Genomic DNA, 23,474 nt, shown 5'->3' with positions numbered 1-23,474 from the left:
CCGGCACGCCGGCTCCCCGCAGTGGGGACGACAAGCCACGCCCCGGCATGAGCGAGCGCAGCATCGGCCTGCTCGGCGACCGTAAGAAGGCTCGCCTGGACGAGCTGTCCCGGGCCAGCGCCTCGGACCGGGGCGGCGTCAGCCTCGTCCGGGACGCCGTACGCCGCCTTCGGCGCAACCCGGTCGCCATCGTCGGGGCCAGCATCGTGGGGCTGTTCATCCTGGTGGCGATCTTCGCCCCGCTGATCGCCCCGCACGACCCGGTGCAGCGGTTCGACGAGCTGACGAAGAATCTCACCGTCGACACCATCCCGGGTGCCAGTGGCGAGTTTCCGTTCGGCTCCGACCCGCTCGGCCGGGACTTCCTGTCCCGGATGATCTACGGCGCCCGGCAGACGCTCTTCGTCGGCGTCCTCGCGACCCTCATCGGCCTCGCCCTCGGCGTGCTGATCGGCGCGATCGCCGGTGCCTTCGGCGGCTGGGTCGACGTGGTCCTGATGCGACTCACCGACGTCATGTTGGCCCTGCCCAGCCTGCTGCTCGCGATCACCCTGGTCGCGATGGCCAGCCGGTCGAGCCAGTGGACGGTCATCTTCGCGGTGGCCATCGTGAACGTGCCGATCTTCGCCCGCCTGCTGCGCGGCTCGATGCTGGCCCAGCGGGAGAGCGACCACGTGCTCGCCGCCCGCGCGCTCGGCGTCAAGCAGCGCAACATCGTGCTGCGGCACATGCTGCCCAACTCGCTGACCGCGGTGATCGTCCAGGCCACCCTGACCTTCGCGGTCGCCATCCTGGACGCCGCGGCGCTCTCCTTCCTGGGCCTCGGCGACCCGGACATCAACCGGGCCGAGTGGGGCCTGATGCTCGGCGTGGACGGTCAGCGCTACTTCGAGGTCCGCCCGGAGCTGGCCTACTACCCGGCGCTCGCGATCATCGTGGTCGCGCTCGGCTTCACCCTGCTGGGTGAGGCCATGCGCGAGGCGATCGACCCGAAGAACCGGCGGTGACGGCGGTGCTCGCGACCAGCACGGCCGGCTCCTGCCGGCGAGAGGATGTGACCCGATGAGCCTGCTCGACGTCCGAGACCTGAGCGTCGTGTTCCAACGACGCGGCGAGCGGCCCTTCACGGCCGTGGACAAGGTCAGCTTCACGGTGGAGCCGGGGCAGACCGTCGGCCTGGTCGGTGAGTCCGGCTGCGGCAAGAGCGTGACGAGCCTGGCCATCATGGGCCTGCTGCCCAAGCGGGGCAACAAGGTCGGCGGGGAGGTGCTCTTCGAGGGCACCGACCTGCTCAAGCTGCGGCCGGACGACATGCGGGACCGGCGTGGCCGGGAGATCGGCATGATCTTCCAGGACCCGCTCTCCTCGCTGAACCCGGTCATCCCGATCGGCATCCAGGTCGCCGAGGTGCTGGAGCGGCACCAGGGCCGCGACCGCAGGCAGGCGCTGCGGGAGGCCCGCGAGCTGCTCGACGCGGTCGGCATCCCCGACCCGGAGCGGCGGCTCAAGGAATACCCGCACCAGATCTCCGGCGGTATGCGTCAGCGCGCCCTGATCGCCATCGCGTTGGCCTGCAAGCCCCGGCTGCTGATCGCCGACGAGCCGACCACCGCGCTCGACGTGACCATCCAGGCGCAGATCCTCACGCTGCTCAAGCAACTGGTCGACGAGACCGGCACCGCGCTGATCATGATCACGCACGACCTGGGTGTGGTGGCCGGCCTCTGCGACACGGTCAACGTGCTCTACGGCGGCAAGGTCGTGGAGCGGGCCCGGCGGCACGATCTGTTCGCGCACGCCCGGCACCCGTACACGCACGGGCTGCTCAGCTCGGTGCCTCGGCTCGACTCGCCGCGCGGCGAGCGGCTGCACGCGATCCGTGGGTCGGTCTCGGACAACATCCCGTGGACCGAGGGATGCGCGTTCGCGCCGCGCTGCGACCACGTCGTGGACGCCTGCCTCGAGGGCGCTCCGCCGCTCGAGCACACCGCCACCGGCGGCGACCTCCGCTGCAACAACCCCGTCTCCGAGGAGGTGGCGGTCCCGTGACCGAAGAGACCAAGCCCCTGATCGAACTGCGCGACGTCAAGGTCCACTTCCCGATCAAGAGCGGCCTGCTCTTCGACCGCACCGTCGGGTACGTCTACGCGGTGGACGGCGTCTCGCTGAGCATCCAGGCGGGCGAGACGTACGGCCTGGTCGGCGAGTCGGGCTGCGGCAAGTCGACGCTGGGCCGGGGCCTGCTGCGGCTGGTCGAGCCGACCGACGGCGAGATCATCTTCGACGGCACCGACGTCCGCGCGCTCAAGGGCGAGTCGATGCGGCACGCCCGGCGCCGGATGCAGATGATCTTCCAGGACCCGCTGTCCAGCCTCGACCCCCGCCAGTCGGTGGAGTCGTTGCTGGTGGAGGGGCTCAAGGCGCACGGGCTGGCCGGCGACAAGGTCGAGACCAACCGAAAGCTTCGCGAGACGCTCGAAGCGGTCGGCCTGCCCGCCTCGGCGCTGAGCAAGTACCCGCACGAGTTCTCCGGCGGGCAGCGCCAGCGGATCGGCATCGCTCGGGCCCTGGTGCTCAACCCGGATCTGATCGTCGCCGACGAGCCGGTCTCCGCGCTGGACGTGTCGATTCAGGCCCAGGTGCTGAATCTGCTCGAGGACCTCCAGAACGAGCGCGGTCTGACGTACCTGATCATCGCGCACGACCTGGCGGTGGTCCGGCACATCGCCGACACGGTGGGCGTGATGTACCTGGGTGGGCTGGTGGAGGAGGCGTCGAGCGACGACCTGTACCGCGAGCCGATGCACCCGTACACCCGGGCGTTGATGTCCGCGGTGCCGGTGCCCGACCCGCTGGTGGAGGACCGCCGCGAGCGGATCCTGCTCGCCGGTGACCTGCCGTCGCCGACCAACCCGCCGTCGGGCTGCCGGTTCCACACCCGGTGCCCGTGGGCGCAGCCGACCCGCTGCGCCGACGAGCGGCCGGCGCTGCGCGACGTGGTCGGCGGGCACCGGGTGGCCTGCCACTTCGCCGAGGACATCACCGCTGGCAAGATCCGGCCCCACGAGGTCGAGGCGGAGTTGGTGCGCCCGGCCGACAGCACCGGCCCGGTCGACCCGCCGGGTGAGCTGATTCCGACGCCGTAACGCAGCGAGGGGCCGCCCGGCATCGGGCGGCCCCTCGGCGGTGCTTCGTCAGACTCAGCCCTCGGGGCGGTGCAGCAGCCCCACCGCGATGCCGTGCACCGCGGCCAGGCCGGCCGCGTCGGCCAGCGGCGCGGAGCCACCGGTCACCGCATACCACTCGTCGGCGTCCTTGTACTGCACGCTCAGGGTGACCCGGCCGTCGGCGTAGCTGGTGCGCAGCGTCAGCTCACCGGTCACCACGCCCACCTCGTCGGTCATCACGCCGCCCGGCCCCGGAACGATGTCGGCCGTCCGGCTCTGTGCGCCACCGGCGCCGTTCGAATCCGCGACCATGCCGGCCCCGGGTACGGCGGCCGGGCTCTCGGCCTTACCGTCGGCGGTCATGCCGGCGGTGGCGGCGCCGGTGCCTGTGGCGGGTTCCTCGCTCATCAGCAGCCCTCCAACATGTCGGTGAGGGCGGCCTTCTCGGCAGGCGTGATCGTCAGCCGCCAGTGGTGCTTGACCGTCACCCAGTGCTGAGCGTACTGGCACCAGTACGACCGGTTCGCTGGCTTCCACTGGGACGGGTCCTGATCACCCTTTGCCCGGTTGGAGGTCGCCGAAACCGCGAAGAGCTGCGGCCGGGTGGTGTCGTTGGCGAAGTCGCCACGCTTTGCGTCGTCCCACTCGTCGGCACCGGAGCGCCACGCGTTGGCCAACGGCACCATGTGATCGATGTCCACCTCGGAGGGATCGTTGGCTACGCGCCCGTCGTACACGCTCTCCCAGCGACCACCGACCACGTTGCAGCCGGAGAGCTTCACGTCCTTACCGTCGCGCTGCAGGATGCTGTCCCGCACGTCGCAGTTCTTGCCGGTGTTCCGCCAGTGCGGAAAATGCTCCCGGCTGTAGCCCTTCATCGAGCCGGCGGTGGCGACGGTGAGCTGGCCGAGCTGCTGCACGGCGTTGCCGCTGCCGTTGCCACCGCCGCTCGGTGGTGCCGCGCCCGGCTCGTCCGGAGGGACACAACCAGCTACGCCGAGCGTCAGCGCCGCGGCGAGCGCGGCCACTGCCGCGCGCGATCCTGATCTGGTACGCACAGACGACACCTCTTCAGCTTGCGGGCTCCCGGGCGATTGCGCACGGTACCCGGGCATGGTTTCGGCGTTTCGTGGCGTCTCCCACATGATGCAAGGCAGATTGGTGGAATGACAGCACCCGCACCGGCGCCCGCGCTGCGGATGGGCACCGCCGCCGGCCGTGGGACGCTACTCGCCGCGGTGCTCGCCTCCGGCATGGTCTTTCTGGACAGCACGGTCGTCAACGTGGCCCTGCCGAAGCTCGGCGAGGATCTCGGCGCGAACGTGGCCGATCTGCAATGGACCGTCAACGGTTACCTGCTGATGCTCGCGGCGTTCGTGTTGCTGGGCGGCGCGCTCGGGGACCGCTTCGGGCGGCGAAAGATCTTCCTGATCGGGGTGGTCTGGTTCACCGTCGCCTCGGTGCTGTGCGGGGTTTCCCAGGGCACCGGCTGGCTGATCGCGGCCCGGTTCCTCCAGGGTGCCGGCGGCGCGCTGCTCACTCCGGGGTCGCTGTCGGTGCTCCAGGCCAGTTTCCATCCGGACGACCGCGGCCGGGCGATCGGCGCCTGGGCCGGGCTGTCCGGGGTGTCCACCGCGTTGGGTCCGTTCATCGGTGGCTGGCTGATCGACGCGTTGTCCTGGCGGTGGATCTTCTTCCTCAACCTGCCGCTGGCCGTGCTGGTGCTGCTGGCCGCCCTGCGGTGGGTGCCGGAGAGCCGTGACGAGAACGCCTCCCGCACCGAACGGCCGAGCCGCACCCGCCGCCGGTTCGACGTGGCCGGTGCGCTGCTCGGCGCGCTCGCGCTGGCCGGCGTCACGTACGCCCTGATCGACGCACCGGTTCGGGGCTTCGGCTCGGTGCCGGTGCTGGTCGCGGCACTGCTCGGGGTGCTGGCCGCGGTGGCCTTCGTGCTGCTGGAGCGGCGGCGCGGCGACGCGGCGATGCTGCCCACCGGCCTGTTCGGCAGCCGGCTCTTCTCGGTGCTGAACATCTTCACCGTGGTGGTGTACGCGGCGCTCGGCGGCTTCACGTTCTTCTTCGCCGTCTACCTGCAAAACGTGGTCGAATGGTCGGCCTTCCGCACCGGGATCGCGCTGCTGCCGATGACGGTGCTGCTGCTGATCGGTTCGGCGCGGGCCGGTGCGTTGTCGGCACGGATCGGCCCGCGCCTGCCGCTGACCATCGGGCCGGTGGTGGCCGCTGCCGGCCTTCTCCTGCTGCGCGGCGTCGGACCGGGCGCGTCCTACTGGACCGACGTGCTGCCCGGCGTGCTGCTCTTCGGTCTGGGGCTGACCCTGGTGGTGGCGCCGCTGACCGCGTCGGTGCTGGCCGCGGTGGAGGACCGGTTCTCCGGGGTGGCCAGCGGTTTCAACAACGCCGCGTCCCGGGCCGGCGGCCTGCTCGCGGTGGCCGCACTGCCGCTGCTCGTCGGCCTGTCCGGCGAAGGGTACGCGCAGAAGGACGAGCTGACGGACGCGTTCCGCGGCTCGATGGTCTGGTGCGCCGGGTTGCTGTTGGCCGGCGCGGTGCTGGCCCTCGTCCTGGTTCACCGGCCACCCCGGTCGGCTCCGCCGTCGCAGCCCTGCCACTCGATGCCCGCCGCCACACCTCCGGCGCAGCCCAGGTGAGGGGGCGGGTCATCGCCCGAGCCCTCGGGGGCGCATTGCGCCGCGAGCGGTATACCTCAGAGTCATCTTCATGCCTCTGAGGTATACCGCTCACCATGGTGCGCGGGGCGCCAGGCGACGGTCCTAGCCGGCGCTGCGAGCCCGGTTGACGGCGCTGGTGACCGCCTTGATCGAGGCGGTGACGATGTTGGCGTCGGTGCCGACGCCCCAGACCGTCCGGCCGTCCACCTCGCACTCCACGTACGCGGCCGCCTGCGCGTCCCCACCGGAGGAGAGCGCGTGCTCGTGGTAGTCGAGCACCCGCACGCCCACCCCGACCGACTGCAGCGCGTTGACGTACGCGTCGATCGGGCCGTTGCCGACCGCGGTCAGCGACCGCCGCTCGCCGGCCACACCGACCTGGGCCTCGATCTCGACCTTGCCCTCGGCGGTGCCGATCGTGTAGCCCGCCAGCCGGACCGCCGGGTCGGGCTGGTGGTCGAGCAGGTAGTGCGTCGCGAAGATCTCCCACATGGCGGCCGGGTCGACCTCGCCACCATCGTGGTCGGTGACCTGCTGGACCACCCCGGAGAACTCGATCTGGAGCCGGCGGGGCAGGTCCAGTTGGTGCTCGCTCTTCATGATGTACGCGATGCCGCCCTTGCCGGACTGCGAGTTGACCCGGATGACCGCCTCGTAGGTGCGGCCCAGGTCCTTCGGGTCGATCGGCAGGTAGGGGACCGCCCAGGTGTGCTCGGCCAGCGGTACGCCGGCCGCCGCCGCGTCGACGGCGAGGGCGTCGAAGCCCTTCTTGATGGCGTCCTGGTGCGAGCCGGAGAAGGCCGTGTAGACGAGGTCGCCGGCGTACGGGTGGCGTTCGTGCACGGGGAGCTGGTTGCAGTACTCGACGGCCCGCCGGACCTCGTCGATGTTCGAGAAGTCGATCATCGGGTCGATGCCCTGGGAGAAGAGGTTGAGCCCCAGCGTCACCAGGTCCACGTTGCCGGTGCGCTCGCCGTTGCCGAAGAGGCAGCCCTCGATCCGGTCGGCGCCGGCGAGCAGGCCCAGCTCGGCGGCGGCCACGCCGGTGCCCCGGTCGTTGTGCGGGTGCAGGCTCAGCACCAGGCTGTCCCGGCGCGGCAGGTGCCGGTGCATCCACTCGATGGAGTCGGCGTAGACGTTGGGCGTCGCCATCTCGACGGTGGCCGGCAGGTTGATGATCAGCTTCCGGTCCGGCGTCGGGTTGATCACCTCGATCACCGCGGCGCAGACCTCCACGGCGTACTCCAGCTCGGTGCCGGTGTACGACTCCGGCGAGTACTCGTAGTGGATCTCGGTGTCCGGGGTGTGGATCTCGGCGTACTTCTGGCAGAGCCGCGCGCCGGACGTGGCGATGTCGGTGATGCCGTCCCGATCCAGGCCGAAGACCACCCGACGCTGGAGGGTGGAGGTCGAGTTGTAGAAGTGCACGATCGCCCGCTTGGCCCCGCGCAGCGACTCGAACGTCCGGTCGATCAGGTGCTCGCGGCACTGGGTGAGCACCTGGATGGTCACGTCGTCCGGGATCATGTCCTGTTCGATGAGCTGCCGGACGAAGTCGAAGTCGGTCTGGCTGGCCGCCGGGAAGCCGACCTCGATCTCCTTGTAGCCCATCTGGACCAGCAGCAGGAACATCCGTCGCTTGCGCTCGGGCGACATCGGGTCGATCAGCGCCTGGTTGCCGTCGCGGAGATCCACCGCGCACCAGCGCGGGGCGGCGTCGACGTGCCGGGTGGGCCAGGCGCGGTCGGGCAGGTCGACTCGGAACTGCTCCCGATACGGCTGGTAGCGGTGGTACGGCATCCGGCTGGGGCGTTGCCGGGCGATCGGATCAGTCTCAGCGTCGGTGACAGGTTGAGCCATCTCGGAGTGCTCCCTGGAACATGTGGCGTCAGCAGATCGGAAGGTGTCGGCGAGAGGCCGGGCGACGATGCGCGGCGATGCCGATGGAAAGCTCAGATGTGCTGGACGGCGCGATGCAACTCCGCGACGAGGTGCCGGCCGGTCAGGCCTCGTCGCGGCGGCTAAGGAGAAGAAGCGCCCGCCACATGACCACGTCACCCTACGTGATGGAAGGGGAGGTGGGAAGGCAGGTCCGGACTATGGGACCGGTGTCATGGCCTGCTCCGGGTCGTCGGCAGCCAGCCGCGGAGTCCGTCCGGCCCAGGCCACCGCGGGTACGATCGCCAGCCCGACCAGCGTGAAGATCGCTGCTGCCGGTAACCAACCCCAGCCGCCGGTGGTCACCCCCAGTGCGGTCAACCCCGCCGGGGCGATCAGGTACTGCACCTGCGTGCCGAGCCGGAACGCCCCGACGTACGCGCCGCGCTGGGCCGCCGGCGGCAGGGCCGCGGTGAGCCCCCAGGTGCCCGCCGACTCGATCAGCTCGGCCACGATCAGCAGCGTCGCGGCGGCCACCAGCACCACCACGGTGAGCAGGCCCCGGGTGACCCCGGAGATCGGCAGGACCAGGCAGAACAGGGCGATCAGCAGGGCGCCCCGGCGGGAGGCCCGGGCCGCGCCCGGCGCGGTGTCGGCGCCCCGGCTGGCGCGCACCTGAAGCAGCACGATCAGGACCGTGTTGAGCAGGACCAGCCCGGCGATCACCGCCTTCGGGGCGTCGGTGTGGGTGAGGATCCAGAGCGGCATCACCGTCAGGTAGAGCGTCTGGTGGGCAGTGAGCAGCCCGGAGAGCATGGACACCACCATGAACGGGCGGTCCCGTAGCACGGCGAGCCGGCTCATCGGCTCCGCCGACCGGGCCGCCTGGGCCAGCCGGGGCAGTCGCCGCACGAAGAGGGCCGTCACCAGGAAGACCGCCGCGATGAACCAGACCATCCCCCGGTACGCCGCGATCGTGTCCACCGCCAGCACCAAGCCGCTGATCACCGCACCCAGCCCGAACCCGACGTTCAGCAACGAACGTTGGTACGCCATCGCCGTGACCCGTTCGGCCGGGGGCAGCGCGTTGATCGAGTAGACCTGGCGGGCCACGCCGGTCGATGCGTCGACGGCGGCCAACGCCACCACCACGGCGAGGAACCCGGCGAAGCCGCCCACGAGCGGGTAGCTCGCGAAGAGCGCCGCGTCCAGCACCAGCCCGACCACCCAGACCCGCTGTGGTCCGTACCGGTCGGTGAGCCCGCCCAGCGGCACCGTACCCAGCAGTGACACCCCTGCCGCGATGGACAGCCCCAGCCCCACCTGGGCCGGGCTGAGCCCCAGCGCCCGGGTGAAGAAAACGGCGCTGCCGGCGTGGAACAGGCCGCTGCCGATGGCGTAGACCATGGCCTGCACGGCCAACGCGCGGGTCAGCCCGGCCGGCGGTACGACGTTTCGGACGACGGTGCGGATGGTTTCTCTGGCCCCCATGGCCGGGAAGTGAACCGTGCCCCCATGGCCTCGGTCGAGTCTTTTAGGCTGGATCGAATCCTGGGCCGGGGGTGGACGTGTCCGAGTTGCGGTTCAGTCTGGCCGACGTGGCGGGAGTGCGGCTCGCCGTGTCGCCGGCCAACGAGACGGTCATGAGCATGTGGGCACTGGCCAGCCCGGTCCGCTACCCGGTGCACCTGCCCTGGATCGACCGGGCCCGGGTGACTCTGCGTCGCCCCGAGGTAGCCGACCGGATCCGACCGCTGGTGGAGCTGACCCGGCCGCGTGGCTGGCTGCCCGACTTCCTCACCCCGGCGGCCCGCCCGAACGTGGAGATGGCCGAGCAACTCGACCAGATCGCGTCGACGCCGCCGGCCATGGTGGTCCAGGATCTGTTGGCGACCACCCCGAGCCGACCATTGAGCCCGTTCGGGCGGGCCCTGCTCACCGATCCCCGCGGGCTGCTGCCGCAGCTCGTCGACGCGGTGCGGGTCTGGTACGACGAGGCGATCGCCCCGGACTGGCCGCGGATGCGCGCGCTGCTCGACGCGGACGTCGCGTACCGTGCCGCTCAGCTCGCCGAGGGCGGTGCCGCCCGGCTGTTCGAGCAGCTCCACCCGAGCCTGCGCTGGCTCGGCGATCGGGTGGTCAGCGACGACCCGTTCGAGCGGGACTTCGACCTTCGCGGGCGCGGGCTGGCGCTGAATCCGGGCGTGTTCACCGACCGGCGGGTGCTGTGGAACCTGCTGGAGGATTCGCTGCCGGCCGGGGCGTACCCGGTCCGGGCCGTCGGAACGCTCTGGGAGGCGACCGCGCCGCCGCCCGGTGATCCGCTGGCGCGGGTGGTCGGTCCCGGGCGGGCCATGCTGCTCCACCTGCTCGACACGGCGACAACCACCACCGACCTCGCCCGACTCGCCGGGATGTCCGCCGGGAACGTCTCCCAGCACCTCTCCGCGCTGCATCACGCCGGGCTGGTCTCCCGTGTGCGGCAGGGCCGGCACGTCCTCTATCGCAACACCGATGCCGGGTCGGTCCTGCTCCGCGCCAGCCGTGGCGGGTGACCCGACGGGGCGGTCAGCGGAGCAGCAGGTCGGCGACCGGACGCCGGTGACGCAGCCCGGTCTCCCGTGCACACAGGTCGGCCGGGAGAGCGAACGGGTCCCCGAGCCGTCCGACGGCGGCGACCACCAGCGGGCGGACGCCGCAGGGCAGGTCGAGTTCGGCGGCGAGGCAGGCCCGGTCGAAGCCGGTGAGCTGGTGCACGTGCAGGCCCAGCGCGGTGGCCTGCACGGTCAGGTGCGCGATCGCCTGACCCAGGTCGTACGCGGCCCGCTCGGCATCGGCACCGGTGTGCGCGCCCACCACCAGGGTCGCGGCGTGCCGGATCCAGCCCTGGTCACCGACGGGGAGGCTGATGAGGATCCGCTTCCAGGTCTCGTCGTCCCGGTGACCGAGCGCGAACCGCCAGGGTTGCCCGTTCTCCGCCGACGGTGCCCAGCGCGCGGCCTCGAGTAGCGAAGCTGCCTCGTCCGGGGTCAGGCCGGCGCTCGGATCGAAGGCCCGGGGGCTCCAGCGGTAGGCGAGGAGCGGGGTGAGATCGGCCATACGCTGATCGTCCGGTATGGGCGATTCGGCCCCCGATTCGGGGATGCCAAATGTGGGCAAGAGCACCCGTAACGGGATGAAGATCAGGGCGTTCCGGTCGGGCTGTCGGTTGGCTCGGGTGTCGGCGGAGCCGCCGTGTCGAGGGGCTCCTGATCCACGACCACGGGACCGGCAAGCTGCACGGTTGCCGGCGCAGGGCCGGGCGGGGCGACCAGCTTCAGCGTCCCGGTCTGGGTCCGGACCCCGGTCGGAGTGCCGTCCCGGTCGTAGCAGTAGATCCCTACGTCCAGCGGGGCGTTGAGCGAGGCCGAGGTGGAGTCCACCGAGTAGCACGTGCCGGTGAGGCCCTGGGGCGGGTCGGCCGGCGAGACCGCGAGCGGCGCCCGGCGGTCGGTGAGCACGTCCAGCCAGTCGGTGAGCGGGTGCTGGACTCGGGGATCCACCCGGCGCGGCAGGGCGTCGTCGCGTTCGCCGAGGCGTACGCAGCGCGCCGGATCCGGGCGGTCGGCCGAGGGCAGGGCGCACTGGAACAGGCCATCAGCGTTGGCGGCCAGCGACACGTCGGCGGTGCCGCCCAGCGCGCCACCCGGCACGTCGACCCGCCAGCTGCCGTCGTTCGCGCTGGTGAACGAGATCGTGCGGTCCGGTTCGCCGCGCCGGCTGAACGCGTACTGCGCCACCAGATGGCGGTCCTGGGCGGCTGCGGCCAGCGCGGCCAGCTCGTCCCGGGCAGCGTCGACCTCGACCGGCCCCGGGTCCGCCGGTGGCGGGGGCGAGGGCCGCTCGCTGGTGCAGGCGGCCAGGAGCACCGGCAGGGCGAGGACGAGTGGCCCGAGCACGCGGCCGGCCGAGCGGATGAGGACGGGCACCGGCCCATTCTGGTGGGTACGGGCGGCGTGTGGCGACCGGTGCGTTCCCCGCTCGTCCGGCGTGTCGGGCCCGCGTACCCCGGGGGTGGCGGCACCGACGGCGGCCCGGCGGCGCCGGATGGTGGGATCACCCGACCCGGCCTCCCGTGCCGCCGGATACCCTCAAGGGGTCTGACACGCGCCGCCGGCCCCGGTTCCGGCGGCGTCGGCACGCTCAGGGTCGCTGGGAGGGAGTGCACCGTCGTGGCACTCGTGGTGCAGAAGTACGGCGGGTCCTCCGTCGCCAATGCCGAGCGGATCAAGCGGGTGGCCGAGCGCATCGTCGCCGCCCGCAAGGCCGGCGACGACGTGGTGGTGGTGGTCTCCGCGATGGGGGACACCACCGACGAGCTGCTCGACCTGGCCAACCAGGTCAGCCCGCTGCCGCCGGGCCGCGAGCTGGACATGCTGCTCACCGCCGGGGAGCGGATCTCCATGGCGCTGCTGGCCATGGCCATCCACAACCTGGGGTACGAAGCCCGCTCGTTCACCGGCTCGCAGGCCGGCGTGATAACCACTTCGGTGCACGGCCGCGCGCGGATCATCGATGTCACCCCGGGGCGCCTCAAGGGCGCGCTCGATGAGGGTTCGGTGGTCATCGTGGCCGGCTTCCAGGGCGTCTCGCAGGACACCAAGGACGTCACCACGCTGGGCCGCGGCGGCTCGGACACGACGGCCGTGGCGCTCGCCGCCGCGCTGCACGCCGATGTCTGCGAGATCTACACCGACGTCGACGGCATCTTCACGGCCGACCCGCGGATCGTGCCCAACGCCCGGCACATCCGGCACATCACCTACGAGGAGATGCTGGAGCTGGCCGCCTGCGGTGCGAAGGTGCTGCACCTGCGTAGCGTGGAATACGCCCGTCGGGCGGGGTTGCCGATCCACGTCCGTTCGTCATACTCGACCAACACCGGCACGATGGTCACCGGATCGATGGAGGACCTTCCCGTGGAGCAGGCACTGATCACCGGGGTCGCGCACGACCGCAGCGAAGCCAAGATCACGATCGTCGGGGTGCCCGACGAGCCGGGCGCCGCCGCGCGGATCTTCGACACCGTCGCCGGCGCCGAGATCAACATTGACATGATCGTGCAGAACGTCTCCACCGAGGGCACCGGCCGGACGGACATCTCGTTCACCCTGCCCAAGGCCGACGGCCCGACCGCCATGGCCGCGCTCAGCAAGATCCAGGAGCCGGTCAAGTTCAAGGGCCTGCTGTACGACGACCACGTCGGCAAGGTCTCGCTGATCGGCGCCGGCATGCGTTCACACCCCGGCGTGGCCGCCGGCTTCTTCGCCGCGCTCGGTGCGGCCGGGGTCAACATCGAGATGATCTCCACCTCCGAGATCCGGGTCTCCGTGGTCTGCCGCGACACCGACCTCGACGCGGCGGTCCGCGCCATCCACGACGCGTTCGAGTTGGGCGGCGACATCGAAGCCGTGGTCTACGCGGGGACGGGTAGGTAGCGCCGATGTCGGCGTTGCCCACCCTCGCCGTGGTCGGAGCGACCGGTGCCGTCGGCACCGTGATGTGTGAGCTGCTCACCGGGCGACGCAACGTCTGGGGCGAAATCCGGCTGCTCGCCTCCGAGCGTTCCGTCGGGCGGCGGGTGCGCTGCCGGGGCGAGGAACTCACCGTCCAGGGGCTGACCGCCGAGGCGTTCGACGGGGTCGACGTCGCGATGTTCGACGTGCCCGACGAGGTCGCCGCGGAGTGGGCACCCGTCGCCGTCGCCCGGGGCGCGATCGCCGTGGACAACTCCGGCGCTTTCCGGATGGACCGGGACGTCCCACTGGTGGTTCCGGAGATCAACCCGGAGCAGGTCCGCAACCGGCCGCGGGGCATCATCGCGAACGCCAACTGCACCACCCTCGCGATGATCGTCGCAGTCGCACCGCTGCACCGCGAGTACGGCCTGCGAGAGCTGGTGCTCGCCTCCTACCAGGCGGTCTCCGGCTCCGGCCGGGCCGGCGTCGACATCCTGCACGACCAGCTCACCAAGGTCGCCGGAGATCGAGGGCTGGGCTCCCGCACCGGCGACGTACGGCAGGCCGTCGGCGACGATCTGGGCCCGTTCCCGGCGCCGCTCGCGCTCAACGTGGTGCCGTGGGCCGGCTCGTCGGCCGACGGTGGCTGGTCGTCCGAGGAGATGAAGGTCCGCAACGAGTCGCGGAAGATCCTCGGCCTGCCCGACCTCAAGGTCTCCGCCACCTGTGTCCGGGTGCCGGTGGTGACCGGCCACTCGGTGGCCGTGCACGCGGTCTTCGCCACCGAGGTCGACGCCGAGGGCGCTCGTGAGGCGCTCCGCAACGCCCCCGGGGTGATCCTGGTCGACGATCCGGCGGCCGGGGAGTTCCCCATGCCGATCGACGCGGTCGGCACCGACCCGTCCTGGGTCGGCCGCATCCGCCGCGCCCTGGACGACCCGCGCGCCCTGGACTTCTTCGTGACCGGCGACAACCTCCGCAAGGGCGCAGCCCTCAACACCGCGCAGATCGCCGAGCTCCTGGCCAAAGACCTGACCAACTGACCCCGGCCCTCCCTCCCTCCCTCCCTCCCTCCCTCCCTCCCTCCCTCCCGCCTCTCTGAGCGCGTCGATCTAGGGAACTTTGTCGTGAGCTGATCTCCCAGCACAGCGATATGCCCTAGATCGACGCCGGGCGGTGGGGCGGGGCGACGCCGGGCGGCGGGGCGGGGCGACGCCGGGGGGCGGGGTGAGGCGGGGTGAGGGTGAGGCGGGGTGGGGTGGGGTGGATTTAGGCGGCGGCTAGGTGGACGCCGTCGCGGCCGTGGCGTTTCACCGCGTAGAGGGCCTGGTCGGCTCGGCGGAGGGTGCGATCGGGAGACTCGCCGGGTCGGGGCAGCGCCACGCCCACGCTGATCGTGCGACCCGTACGCCGGGCCGCCTCGGCCAGCCGCTCGGCGATCCGGACCGCCTCCTCCGGGCGGCTCACCTCGATCACCGCGACGAACTCGTCGCCACCGATCCGGTAGAGCTCGTCGCCGTGCCGCAACGCGCCCTCCAGCGCCCGGGCCAGCCCGACCAGCACCCGGTCACCGGCCTGGTGGCCGTACGTGTCGTTGACGGTCTTGAAGCCGTCGACGTCGATCGCCAGCAGGGCCGTACGCCCGGGGGTCGCCGCCGCGATCCGCTGCCCGAACGGCCCGGTGTGCCGCAACCCGGTCAGCGGGTCGGAGCTGGCCTGCTCCCTTAGCTGGTCCAGCGTGCGTAGCCGATCCAAGCTGGTCCAGGCCTGCCCGGCGAGCAACTCCATCAGGCTGACCATGGTCGGGTCCGGGCGCAGCAGCCGCTCGTCCGCGACCAGCAGCACCCCTCCGGCGTCCTGCGGCCCGACCGGAACGGCGACCAGCGTGCGCACGCCGGCCCGGGTCAGCGGCCGATAGTCCTCGGTCGGCGGGTGCCCCGTCTCGCCCAGCGTGTAACCGGCGCCGTACCGGTGCGCCCGGCGGACCATCCGCCCGAGCGCGGCCGCACCGGCCTCGGACAACTCGGCGCGGACCCGGGTCTCCAACTCGCCGAGGACCGGCGGCGGCGGTGCGAGCCGGGCGCCCTCCGGATCGGTGATCAGCAGGACGGCGGTGGAGAGGGTGGACACCTCACGGGCGGCGTGGACCGCCACGCCCAGCAACTCCCACTCGGTCGGCGCGGAGGTGAGCGAGGCGACGTGCCGCAGCAACTTCTCGCTGCGAGTCTCCGCTGGCGGGCCACCGAGCGCGACGATTCGCGCGCCGAGTCGAGCGGCCAGCCGCTGCGCGGTCTCCCGCCACGGGTCCAGGTCGACCGGCGCGCTCCACTGCAGGTCGAGCACACCGATCGCCCGGCCCGCCGGGTCCAGCACCGGCACGCACAGCTCCGCGGTCACATCGGGGCGGACCGGCAGGTAGTCGGGGTCGACGGTGACATCCGGGACGACGGCGGCGGTGCCGGTGGCGTACACCCGGCCGACGATCCCGGTCTTCGACGGCACGGTGGCGAAGACCTGCCAGGCGCCGGTCGCCGCGACGCAGCGCAGCCGGTCGTGGTCCTGAAGCAACACCGAGATGGTCGCCGGGGTGTAGCGGGACAGCGCGGTGACCGTCCACCGACAGGCCTCCGGCGCGGTCGACGCCATCGGCAGGCGGACGGTGACGTCACGGATGACTCGCTGATGATCCACTCGCACGTCGTTCCAGGTAGGGGAGGGGCCGGCCGGCGCCGCGCCGCGAGATCAAGCGTACTCACGGCAGCGGAGATCAGCTTGGTTCGTACACATGTGCCATCCACAGGCTGTGGACGCAGCCTGTGGGTAGAGGTTTCTCCGGCGCTAGCGTGGAGGTCCCGGCCCGGAGGAGTCGAGCCCATGCGGAGGTCCGCCGTGGTCGGCACCGAGAGAGAACTCGTCTGGTACGTCGCGTACGGCTCGAACATGCACGCCGCCCGTTTGGCGTGGTACATCGTTGGCGGCTGTCCGCCCGGCGGACGGCGGACGTACCCAGGCTGCCGGGACCGCCGTCCACCGAGCCGGTCGGTGCCGGTGTCGATGCCCGGCGGGATCTACTTCGCTGGCGAGTCCCGTGCCTGGACCGGTGGCATGGCGTTCTACGACCCTCACCTGCCGGGCCTCGCCGCAGCCCGGGCCTATCTGATCACCCTCGAGCAGTTCACCGACATCGCGGCGCAGGAGATGTACCGGCCACCGGGCGACACCGCCGACCTGATTCCGGCCACCGGGGAGGCGATCGCCACAGCCGTCGCCCACGGGCGGGCCACGCTCGGCCCGGGACGCTACGAGACGCTGGTCTGCCCGGGTCACCGCGCGGGCGTCCCGATGCTCACCTTCACCGCCCCGGAGCCGGCGTCCGCCGTGCGGTGTCGGCCACCGGCGCCGGTCTATCTCGGCATGATCGCCACGGGGCTGCGGGAGTCGCACGGTTGGCCAGCCGAGCGGATCGCCAGCTACCTGGCGCAGCGGCCCGGTGTCGTGGCCGGCTGGTCGCCCGCCTCGGTCGCGACCCTGGTCACCGAGGCGCTCGCCGCCGGCGGACCGGCGTAACCGGACTCCCGCCCGTGGGTCAGCCGAGGCAGGTACACGTTCCGCTGACGGGCCGACGCGTGCCGCCGGCCCGTGCGCGGGCCGGCGGCCGGACGCCGCCGCAGTCGTCAGCCGAGCAGGAACTCGCGCAGCGCGGGGGCGAGCGTCGCCGGCGGTACGTCGTGGTAGCCGCCCTCCAGGCTGACGTGCCGCCCGCCGGGAACCGCCTCGGCGGTGGCCCGACTGCCGTCACGCAGCCACTGCGGACTGCTGGTGCTGTCCACCGCGAGCGTCGGCGCGGTGATCGCCGCAAGCCGCTCGACCGGTAGCCGCCCACCTGCACTCACCAGTGCGTCGTACGGCAGGGTGTGCGCGATCGCGGTCAGCGAGCCCCACATCGGTTGTGCCCGCATCCCGGCGACCGCCTCGGCCGGCAGCCCCACCGAATCGGTCAGGAAGGTCTCCACCGCGCCGTCCCGGTCGTCAGCGGCGATCCGCTCGGTCAGCCGGGCCGTGATGTCCTCGCGGATGCCGACGTGCGAGCCAACCTGGAACGGCGGCTCGAACAGGACGAGCCCGGTCACCGGCAGGCCGTCGGCCGCGGCGAGAGCAGCGAGGATGGCACCGGAGGAGACCCCGTAGAGCGCTGCCGTGCCGCCGGCCGCCGCGATCAGGGCAGCCAGGTCCTCGATCTCCCGGCGGACCTCGTACGGCGTGGTGTCACCGCTGTCGCCCCGGCCCCGTCGGTCGTAGCCGAACACGCCGAAGTCCGACGCCAGCTCGGCACCGAGCGCCCGGGTCGTGTTGCGATCGTTGAACGCCCCGCCGACCAGGATGATCGGTGGCCCATCGCCGGACCGCTCGTACGCGATGGGTGTGCCATCCGCCGATCGCACCTGCTCCACCTTGGGAGTCGTTCCGCTCACCGTGTCGCCTCCGTCCGCGCTGCCGGTCCCGTCCTTGCTGGCTGTCCCGTCCTTTCTAGACCAGGGGACCGACCATTTCCGGCAGACCGCCGGCACCCGCAGCCTCCGTTCGCGCCGCCGCCCACATCGAGTGCGGCGCTGCGTGGCGTGGGCGCGTGGGTGGTCAGGCGTGGGTGGGTGCAGGCTCAGTAGAGGTCGTGTCGGGCGTGGTCCGGCCGTCCTGCTCGACGGTGAGTAGCCGGCGCAGTGAGAGCGCCACCAGCGAGGCGACCAGGCAGCCGCCGACCACCACCGCGACCCAGACCATGCCGTTCGCGGCACCGATCAGGGGGCCGGCGGTCACCGGGCCGATCACGCCACTGATGCCGAAGATCATCGAGCTCATGGCGTTGTAGCGACCGCGCAGTTCGTCGGTGGCCAGCGCGTTGGTCAGCGCCGGCATGACCGGCGACAGCATCGTCTCGCCGAAGCCGAAGATCGCCGAACAGGTCACCACGCAGAGGGCAGCCAGTACGGCGTTGTCGGTGCTGACGACGCCGGCAACGCCGAGGACCAGCCAGGCGGCGGCGAAGACCGCCCCGACCACGACGAGCGCGCCGGTACGGCTGCGCCCCTCGATCCGGCGGATCACCACAAGTTGGGCCAGCACGATCATCACGGTGTTGGCCGCGAGCGCCCAGGCCACCACCCGGGGGCCCACCTCGGCGACCCGCACGGCGTACGCGGCGAAGCCCACCTCGATCTGGGCGTACCCGCAGGTGGTGAGGATCAGACCGAAGATGACCAGCCGGCGGAACGGCCGGTCGCGGAGCACGGTCAGGTAGCCGCCGGTCGACCCCTTTTCGCCTCTCGCCAAGCTGCCGAGCCGGTGGCCGACGCCCGGCAGGGTGAGCAGAATCAGGGCCGGGATCACGTAGCTGACCGCGTCCAGCAGATAGATCGTCTGGAAGGTGCCAGGTCGGGCGGTGTCGACGATCGCGCCGGAGGTCATGCCGCCGATGCCGATACCGAGGTTGAGCAGGGCGAAGTTCAGCCCGAAGACGCGTTGCCGCTCACCGTCGTCGGTGAGCGAGGCGAGGATGGTGTTCTGCCCGGACCAGATCGCCGAACTGCCGATGGCAACCACGGTCATCACCAGCAGCGCCGAGCCGGTCGAGTGGACCAGCGACAGCGAGCCGGTGCCCACCGCCTCGATCAGCAGACAGGGCACCACCACCCGGCGGGCGCCGAACCGGTCGATCAGCGTCCCGCCCAGCGGCGACAGCGCCAGGGTGACCGCCCCGTACCAGCCGATCACCAGTCCTGCGTGGGTGTCGGTGAGTCCGCGTACGTCGGTCAGGTAGATGAACAGGAAAGGCAGGGTCAGACCCCGCCCGATCGCCGACAGCAGGGTGCCGACGAGGATCCGGCGGGCTTCTGGACGGCGGGGCAGGGCACGACGCAACATGTCCGCGATTCTGTTGTGTGGGGGTGACGTTTTGCGAACCGTTTACGGCGGCTCGCAGGCATCGCCGACCGGTCCGTGACCGAGGACACGTCATGGGCCGTCGAGGTCGGCTGGTGCGCGTAGGAGCTGTCGGTGTGCTCTGCCATGCTGGCTCGGTGAGCGTGACCTGGCGACACCTGCCCGCTTCGGCCCGCGAGATCGCCGGCGCCACCACCGACGCGGTCGAGGCCGCGAAGGCCCAGGACAGCGAGGCGTACGCGGTGGCGACCGCACGGCTCGCCACCGCCGACCGCTCGGGCCTTGTCCTCGGCGCGGTGGTGCGGCTGCTGCTCGAGGAGACCCACCCGGACGGGCTGGACGGCGACGACGTCCGGCAGGTGCTGGAGCAGTGCGTTCGCGCGGCGGCACCGTGGCGACCGGAGGTCGACCCGCACGTCGTGCTGGTCCTGCTGGCCGGCGCGCTCGGCGTGTACGACCCGGGCGAGGACGACTCGCCCCCCGACCCGGTCGCGATCGCCGCGCACGGGCCACTACTGGTGGCCGATCTGTTGGCGGCGTCGGCTCGGCCGGTCGAGGGCTACCTGAGCGCGGCGTTCGCCGAGATCGAGCGCACCGAACGGCAGGACTGACGGCTGCCCGAACGGCCGCTGCGCCATGGGGCTCTGTTCTTTAGCCGTTCGGTCTGGGGCCCGACCCAGTCGCCGCTGCCCACATTGGTGGCGGTCACGGTAACCTCCGCGAGTTTGTCTGATCGTTCGTCACGGGGGTAAATCGATGGTTATCCGAAGTTGGGCGCGGATCGCGCTCGTACCACTGATCGGGGGCGCGGCCCTGGTGGGCCCCGCTGCGCCCGCATCCGCGCAGGCCGTGCCTGCCCTAGCGCCGGCGGCGGCTGTCGTCGGTCCCGAGGTGTACGTCCGTTCGTCCCCGTGTGCATACCTCGGTGACGGCAGCGCCTCCAGCCCGTTCTGCACCATCTCCGAGGCTGTCGAAGTGGTCCGGCCTGGTCAGACCGTGCTGGTCGAGGCCGGTGACTACCGCGAGTCGGTGGTGATCAACCGCTCGGGGACGGAGAGCGCGCCGATCACTTTCCGGGCGACGAGTGGGCCGGCTTCCGGCGTCACCGAGGTCAAGGTGGGCAAGCAGCGCGGCGGCAACGGCACCGAGAGCGCATTCACCCTGACCGGCGTCCACGACGTAGTTCTCGAGGGCTTCCTGAGCTACGGCGAGGGCACGGCCGAGGCTGTCCTCGTCGAGGATTCCTCTCGGATCACTCTCGACCGGTTGGTCGCGGCGGAGTACGCCGCGCCCGCCGCCGTGCGGATCACCGGTGCCTCGCGGGATGTGACGGTCAGCCGAAGTGCCTTCCGGCCGAGTAGCGGCCTCGTGGTGGATCCGGGGGTGACCGGGGCGCTGGTGACCGCCAGTACGTTCACGCAGAGCGGGATCACGGTGCGCGACGCGCCGGGCACGAAGATCGTCGGAAACACGCTCCAGACCGACTGCACGCTGGCGATCGACGTCGTCGGCGACTCGCCCGGCGTGTCGATCCGGAACAACATCCTGGAGACCGCGACCGGTGCGCTCAGCGATGCCGAGGCGTGCGAGGTGCCGTCGGAGGCGACCGCGATCGCCGTGTCGGCGGGCAGCGTCGCGCAGACCGCAGCGGACTACAACCTGATCGAGCCGGCCAGCGGTGGTCCGCTCTACCGCTGGGGTGCCACCGAATACACCAGCCTGCCGGAGTTCGTCGCCGCGACCGGTCAGGGCGGTCACGACATCGCGGCGACGCCGTGGCTGCGGGCGGCGGCCAGCGCGCAGCGGCCGTACTACGAGATCGGCTGGAACTCGCCGGCCATCGACTCGGCCGACGCCACCGCCGAGGGTGTCTCCCGCACCGACCTGCTGGACAACCCGCACGCCGACCATCCAATGAGGACCAACACCGGCACGGGCACGGGCTACCACGATCGGGGCGCGGTCGAGGCGCAGGGTCCGGTGACGGTCAAGGAGGATCCGGTCCGGCGCAAGGTCGGCGGCACTCCGCTGGACGTGACCGTCGGTCTGTCGGTCACCACCGTCTGGACCACGGATGGCCCGGTGGGCAAGGTGTCGCGGATGTGGAGCGACGAGCGCCGCCGCCGGCTGGTGCCGATCGGGCCGGAGGATCACCGATTCCGTCGGGCCGGCACGGCCTGCGAGAGCCACTACGTCAGCTTCGACGACTTCCGGACGACCCACGGGTACTCCTCCGACACCTGCGCCGTGCTGGGTGCCGCCTACACGCCGCTGGCGCCGCTGCGGGTGCTGGACACCCGTAACGGAACCGGCATTACCGGCACCGCGCCGATCCGGGCCAACGGATCCGTCGGGGTGTCGATCCCGCAGCTCAACGGGGTGCCGGCCGCGGACATCAGCGCGGTCGTGGTGAACGTGACCGTCACTCAGCCGACCTCTGGCGGGTTCCTGCGGGTCTATCCGTCGGGCTCGCCGACCAACGTGTCGAGCGTCAACTTCGTCGCGGGCGAGACGGTGCCGAACCTGGTCACCGTGCCGATGTCCGACGCCGGCCTGAGCATCACCAACAATTCCAGCGGCACGGTGCACGTCGTCGTCGACCTGCAGGGTTACTACTCCGCCGACGGCTCCGGGTTCCGGTCCATCGCCCCACTGCGGGTGTTGGACAGTCGAGCCGCCGGCAGCACGGCGTTCGCCCCGAACACCGGACGGACGCTCGACCTGACCGGCAAGATCCCATCGGGTACGACGGCCGTCGTGCTCAACGTCACCGTGACCGCTCCGACGACCGGCGGGGTGCTCACCGTGCATCCGTACGGCACGGCGGTTCCGGTGGCGTCGAACCTGAACTTCGTCGCCGGGCAGACCATCCCCAACCTGGTGATGGTTCCGGTGGTGAACGGCAAGGTCTCCATTCAGAACGTCAGTTCCGGGCGTACCCACGTGGTGGCCGACCTTGGCGGATGGTTCGGCGGCGGGGCCACGGACGTCTTCGTGCCGCTCGACTCACGACGGATCCTCGACACCCGAGAGGGTGAAGGACGGCCGTTGGGGCCGCAGGAGTGGCACGAGGCCGTCGTTCAGTACATCGATCCCCGCCGTGGCGCGACCGGCCTGCAGCCGACGGCGCTGGTGGCGAACCTGACCGTCACCGCACCGACCACGGCCGGTGTTCTCACCGCCTACCCGAAGGATGCGGCCCTGCCGAGCGCCTCGAACGTCAACTACGTCGCCGGTGAGACCGCCTCCAACCACGCGATCGTGGGGGTCGGCACGGACAACAAGGTGTCGCTCTTCAACAACAGCTCGGGCCAGGCGCACGTGATCGTCGACGAAGCGGGGTACTTCATCGCCGGGTCCTGACCCGCGTGCCCCCGGAGCCGGCACCGTCAGACGGTGCCGGCTCCGGCCGTTCCCCCCGATGGTGTCCGGATCAGGCCGGCTCCGGTGCCCGCTCGGCCACCACCTCCAGGTACTCCGCCGGGATCCGTACCGTGCCGTCCGTGGCGCGGTTGTGGGTCCGCGCCAGCTCCACCAGGTCGGCGTGCAGCTCCGGCCGCCGCTCCTCGGGCAGCGCCTCGAACGCCTTCAGCGTCGGCCCGTAGTTGGCCCGGAAGAAGCCGGCGAACTCCTCGGGCGTGCTGAAGCGGAAGACGAACTCGCGTCGTACCGCCCGCAGTTCGCCCACGGACCCGCCGAGCAGCTCGCGGACCCGATCCTCGTCGCCCCACTGGACCGGCGGGCGCAGCCCCGCCGGCGGCGGCACGTGCCGCCCCACCGTGCGGAACAGCTCGCCGATGAACCCCTGCGGCGTCCACGACGCCAACGCCACCGTGCCACCGGGCCGGCAGACCCGCACCAACTCCGCCGCCGCCCGCTCCTGGTCCGGCGCGAACATCACGCCGACGACGGAGAGCACCGCGTCGAACGAGCCGTCCGCGTACGTGAGTCGCTCCGCGTCACCGGTCACGAAGTTGACCGGCAACCGCTCGGCCTCCGCTCGGGCGTTGCCGCGCTCGAGCAGTTCGGGTACATAGTCGACACCGGTCACCAGACAGCCGCAGCGGGCGGCGGCGATCGCGGCGTTGCCGGTGCCGGTCGCCACGTCGAGCACTCGGGCACCGGCCGACAGGTCGGCTGCCGCCACCAGCCATTCGGAGATCGGGTGGATGAGCGCGGCGACCGCGCCGTAGTCCCCGCTGGCCCAGGTCACCTGTTGGCGTGCCTTGACGGCGGTGAGATCGAGTGCGGTGGTCATGGTGGTCCCCTCTCGGACGGTTGCAACGCCATCGACGCTAGGTGAC

The 23,474-nt window shown here is 71.6% G+C and carries 20 protein-coding genes; 10 read left to right on the top strand and 10 right to left on the bottom strand.

All coding sequences use genetic code 11. The features are described from left to right. Positions 1-47 precede the first annotated feature (47 nt). Genes V6V47_RS10650 through V6V47_RS10640 form a run of 3 tightly spaced genes read left to right on the top strand, consistent with a single transcriptional unit; the run spans position 48 to position 3,146 of the window. Positions 48-1,007 carry an ABC transporter permease gene (locus V6V47_RS10650; protein ID WP_334627954.1) on the top strand — a complete coding sequence of 320 codons (960 nt, stop codon included), beginning with the start codon at positions 48-50 and terminating at the stop codon, positions 1,005-1,007. A 55-nt stretch (positions 1,008-1,062) separates the two neighbouring features. Continuing rightward, positions 1,063-2,049 (top strand): ABC transporter ATP-binding protein, encoded by a 987-nt coding sequence (locus V6V47_RS10645; protein WP_334627927.1) that lies wholly within the window; start codon positions 1,063-1,065, stop codon positions 2,047-2,049. Then, positions 2,046-3,146 (top strand): ABC transporter ATP-binding protein, encoded by a 1,101-nt coding sequence (locus V6V47_RS10640; RefSeq protein ID WP_334627926.1) that lies wholly within the window; start codon positions 2,046-2,048, stop codon positions 3,144-3,146. The genes V6V47_RS10645 and V6V47_RS10640 overlap by 4 nt, the downstream gene beginning before the upstream one ends. 54 nt (positions 3,147-3,200) lie before the next feature. On the opposite strand, the gene V6V47_RS10635 is transcribed toward V6V47_RS10640, so the two are convergent. Both V6V47_RS10635 and V6V47_RS10630 read right to left on the bottom strand, forming a co-directional pair. Continuing rightward, a complete protein-coding gene (locus V6V47_RS10635) occupies positions 3,201-3,575 on the bottom strand; it encodes a hypothetical protein (RefSeq protein ID WP_334627925.1) in 375 nt (124 codons plus the stop codon). After that, a complete protein-coding gene (locus V6V47_RS10630) occupies positions 3,575-4,225 on the bottom strand; it encodes an HNH endonuclease family protein (RefSeq protein ID WP_334627924.1) in 651 nt (216 codons plus the stop codon). The genes V6V47_RS10635 and V6V47_RS10630 overlap by 1 nt, the downstream gene beginning before the upstream one ends. Before the next feature lie 108 nt (positions 4,226-4,333). Between V6V47_RS10630 and V6V47_RS10625 the strand changes: the two genes are divergently transcribed. Next, on the top strand, positions 4,334-5,836 hold the full coding sequence (locus tag V6V47_RS10625) for an MFS transporter (protein WP_334627923.1): 1,503 nt from the start codon (positions 4,334-4,336) through the stop codon (positions 5,834-5,836). Between the two features lie 123 nt (positions 5,837-5,959). Here the strand turns inward: V6V47_RS10625 and leuA are convergent, their stop codons facing one another. Together leuA and V6V47_RS10615 are read right to left on the bottom strand one after the other, a co-directional pair. Further along, positions 5,960-7,717, bottom strand: coding sequence for a 2-isopropylmalate synthase (gene leuA / locus V6V47_RS10620; protein ID WP_334627922.1), 1,758 nt, complete (start codon positions 7,715-7,717; stop codon positions 5,960-5,962). Between the two features lie 237 nt (positions 7,718-7,954). Beyond that, positions 7,955-9,226: an MFS transporter gene (locus V6V47_RS10615; RefSeq protein WP_334627921.1), complete on the bottom strand. Its 1,272-nt coding sequence runs from the start codon at positions 9,224-9,226 to the stop codon at positions 7,955-7,957. A gap of 77 nt (positions 9,227-9,303) precedes the next feature. Here V6V47_RS10615 and V6V47_RS10610 point away from each other — a divergent pair, with 77 nt between their 5' ends. Then, positions 9,304-10,290 (top strand): ArsR/SmtB family transcription factor, encoded by a 987-nt coding sequence (locus V6V47_RS10610; protein ID WP_334627920.1) that lies wholly within the window; start codon positions 9,304-9,306, stop codon positions 10,288-10,290. A 13-nt stretch (positions 10,291-10,303) separates the two neighbouring features. Here V6V47_RS10610 and V6V47_RS10605 read toward each other — a convergent pair whose 3' ends face one another. Beyond that, positions 10,304-10,834, bottom strand: a complete 531-nt coding sequence (locus V6V47_RS10605; protein ID WP_334627919.1) for a nitroreductase family protein — start codon at positions 10,832-10,834, stop codon at positions 10,304-10,306. An 83-nt stretch (positions 10,835-10,917) separates the two neighbouring features. Further along, the gene (locus V6V47_RS10600) at positions 10,918-11,703 is read right to left on the bottom strand and encodes a hypothetical protein (RefSeq protein ID WP_334627918.1); all 786 of its coding nucleotides are present in this window, start codon (positions 11,701-11,703) and stop codon (positions 10,918-10,920) included. A 243-nt stretch (positions 11,704-11,946) separates the two neighbouring features. Here V6V47_RS10600 and V6V47_RS10595 point away from each other — a divergent pair, with 243 nt between their 5' ends. Together V6V47_RS10595 and V6V47_RS10590 are read left to right on the top strand one after the other, a co-directional pair. Then, positions 11,947-13,212, top strand: a complete 1,266-nt coding sequence (locus V6V47_RS10595; protein WP_334627917.1) for an aspartate kinase — start codon at positions 11,947-11,949, stop codon at positions 13,210-13,212. A 5-nt stretch (positions 13,213-13,217) separates the two neighbouring features. Beyond that, positions 13,218-14,276 (top strand): aspartate-semialdehyde dehydrogenase, encoded by a 1,059-nt coding sequence (locus V6V47_RS10590; protein WP_334627916.1) that lies wholly within the window; start codon positions 13,218-13,220, stop codon positions 14,274-14,276. Between the two features lie 226 nt (positions 14,277-14,502). On the opposite strand, the gene V6V47_RS10585 is transcribed toward V6V47_RS10590, so the two are convergent. Further along, complete coding sequence (locus V6V47_RS10585) at positions 14,503-15,924, bottom strand: GGDEF domain-containing protein (protein WP_334627915.1); 1,422 nt, start codon at positions 15,922-15,924, stop codon at positions 14,503-14,505. A 183-nt stretch (positions 15,925-16,107) separates the two neighbouring features. Here V6V47_RS10585 and V6V47_RS10580 point away from each other — a divergent pair, with 183 nt between their 5' ends. Next, positions 16,108-16,800 (top strand): histone deacetylase, encoded by a 693-nt coding sequence (locus V6V47_RS10580; RefSeq protein ID WP_334627914.1) that lies wholly within the window; start codon positions 16,108-16,110, stop codon positions 16,798-16,800. A 107-nt stretch (positions 16,801-16,907) separates the two neighbouring features. Here the strand turns inward: V6V47_RS10580 and V6V47_RS10575 are convergent, their stop codons facing one another. Both V6V47_RS10575 and V6V47_RS10570 read right to left on the bottom strand, forming a co-directional pair. After that, entirely contained in the window at positions 16,908-17,675 is a 768-nt protein-coding gene (locus tag V6V47_RS10575) for an alpha/beta fold hydrolase (protein WP_334627913.1), read from the bottom strand. A 193-nt stretch (positions 17,676-17,868) separates the two neighbouring features. Continuing rightward, on the bottom strand, positions 17,869-19,152 hold the full coding sequence (locus V6V47_RS10570) for an MFS transporter (RefSeq protein WP_334627912.1): 1,284 nt from the start codon (positions 19,150-19,152) through the stop codon (positions 17,869-17,871). A 155-nt stretch (positions 19,153-19,307) separates the two neighbouring features. Here V6V47_RS10570 and V6V47_RS10565 point away from each other — a divergent pair, with 155 nt between their 5' ends. Further along, a complete protein-coding gene (locus V6V47_RS10565; RefSeq protein WP_334627911.1) occupies positions 19,308-19,781 on the top strand; it encodes a hypothetical protein in 474 nt (157 codons plus the stop codon). A 145-nt stretch (positions 19,782-19,926) separates the two neighbouring features. Then, on the top strand, positions 19,927-22,533 hold the full coding sequence (locus V6V47_RS10560) for a hypothetical protein (RefSeq protein WP_334627910.1): 2,607 nt from the start codon (positions 19,927-19,929) through the stop codon (positions 22,531-22,533). Positions 22,534-22,603: 70 nt separating this feature from the next. Here V6V47_RS10560 and V6V47_RS10555 read toward each other — a convergent pair whose 3' ends face one another. Continuing rightward, complete coding sequence (locus V6V47_RS10555; RefSeq protein WP_334627909.1) at positions 22,604-23,428, bottom strand: class I SAM-dependent methyltransferase; 825 nt, start codon at positions 23,426-23,428, stop codon at positions 22,604-22,606. Positions 23,429-23,474: the final 46 nt, after the last annotated feature.

The sequence above is a fragment of the Micromonospora sp. CPCC 205539 genome, from assembly GCF_036906815.1.
Lineage (GTDB): Bacteria > Actinomycetota > Actinomycetes > Mycobacteriales > Micromonosporaceae > Micromonospora.
The sequence above is the reverse complement of the archived record's forward strand: the minus strand, read 5'-3'. Positions and strand labels throughout refer to the sequence as shown.

Excerpts from the sequence above, each read along its gene's own strand:
- V6V47_RS10650 (WP_334627954.1), top strand. The coding sequence starts at position 48 with ATGAGCGAGCGCAGCATCGGCCTGCTCGGCGACCGTAAGAAGGCTCGC.
- V6V47_RS10645 (WP_334627927.1), top strand. The coding sequence starts at position 1,063 with ATGAGCCTGCTCGACGTCCGAGACCTGAGCGTCGTGTTCCAACGACGC.
- V6V47_RS10635 (WP_334627925.1), bottom strand. The coding sequence starts at position 3,575 with ATGAGCGAGGAACCCGCCACAGGCACCGGCGCCGCCACCGCCGGCATG.
- V6V47_RS10625 (WP_334627923.1), top strand. The coding sequence starts at position 4,334 with ATGACAGCACCCGCACCGGCGCCCGCGCTGCGGATGGGCACCGCCGCC.
- leuA (WP_334627922.1), bottom strand. The coding sequence starts at position 7,717 with ATGGCTCAACCTGTCACCGACGCTGAGACTGATCCGATCGCCCGGCAA.
- V6V47_RS10615 (WP_334627921.1), bottom strand. The coding sequence starts at position 9,226 with ATGGGGGCCAGAGAAACCATCCGCACCGTCGTCCGAAACGTCGTACCG.
- V6V47_RS10605 (WP_334627919.1), bottom strand. The coding sequence starts at position 10,834 with ATGGCCGATCTCACCCCGCTCCTCGCCTACCGCTGGAGCCCCCGGGCC.
- V6V47_RS10590 (WP_334627916.1), top strand. The coding sequence starts at position 13,218 with ATGTCGGCGTTGCCCACCCTCGCCGTGGTCGGAGCGACCGGTGCCGTC.
- V6V47_RS10580 (WP_334627914.1), top strand. The coding sequence starts at position 16,108 with ATGCGGAGGTCCGCCGTGGTCGGCACCGAGAGAGAACTCGTCTGGTAC.
- V6V47_RS10570 (WP_334627912.1), bottom strand. The coding sequence starts at position 19,152 with ATGTTGCGTCGTGCCCTGCCCCGCCGTCCAGAAGCCCGCCGGATCCTC.
- V6V47_RS10560 (WP_334627910.1), top strand. The coding sequence starts at position 19,927 with ATGGTTATCCGAAGTTGGGCGCGGATCGCGCTCGTACCACTGATCGGG.
- V6V47_RS10555 (WP_334627909.1), bottom strand. The coding sequence starts at position 23,428 with ATGACCACCGCACTCGATCTCACCGCCGTCAAGGCACGCCAACAGGTG.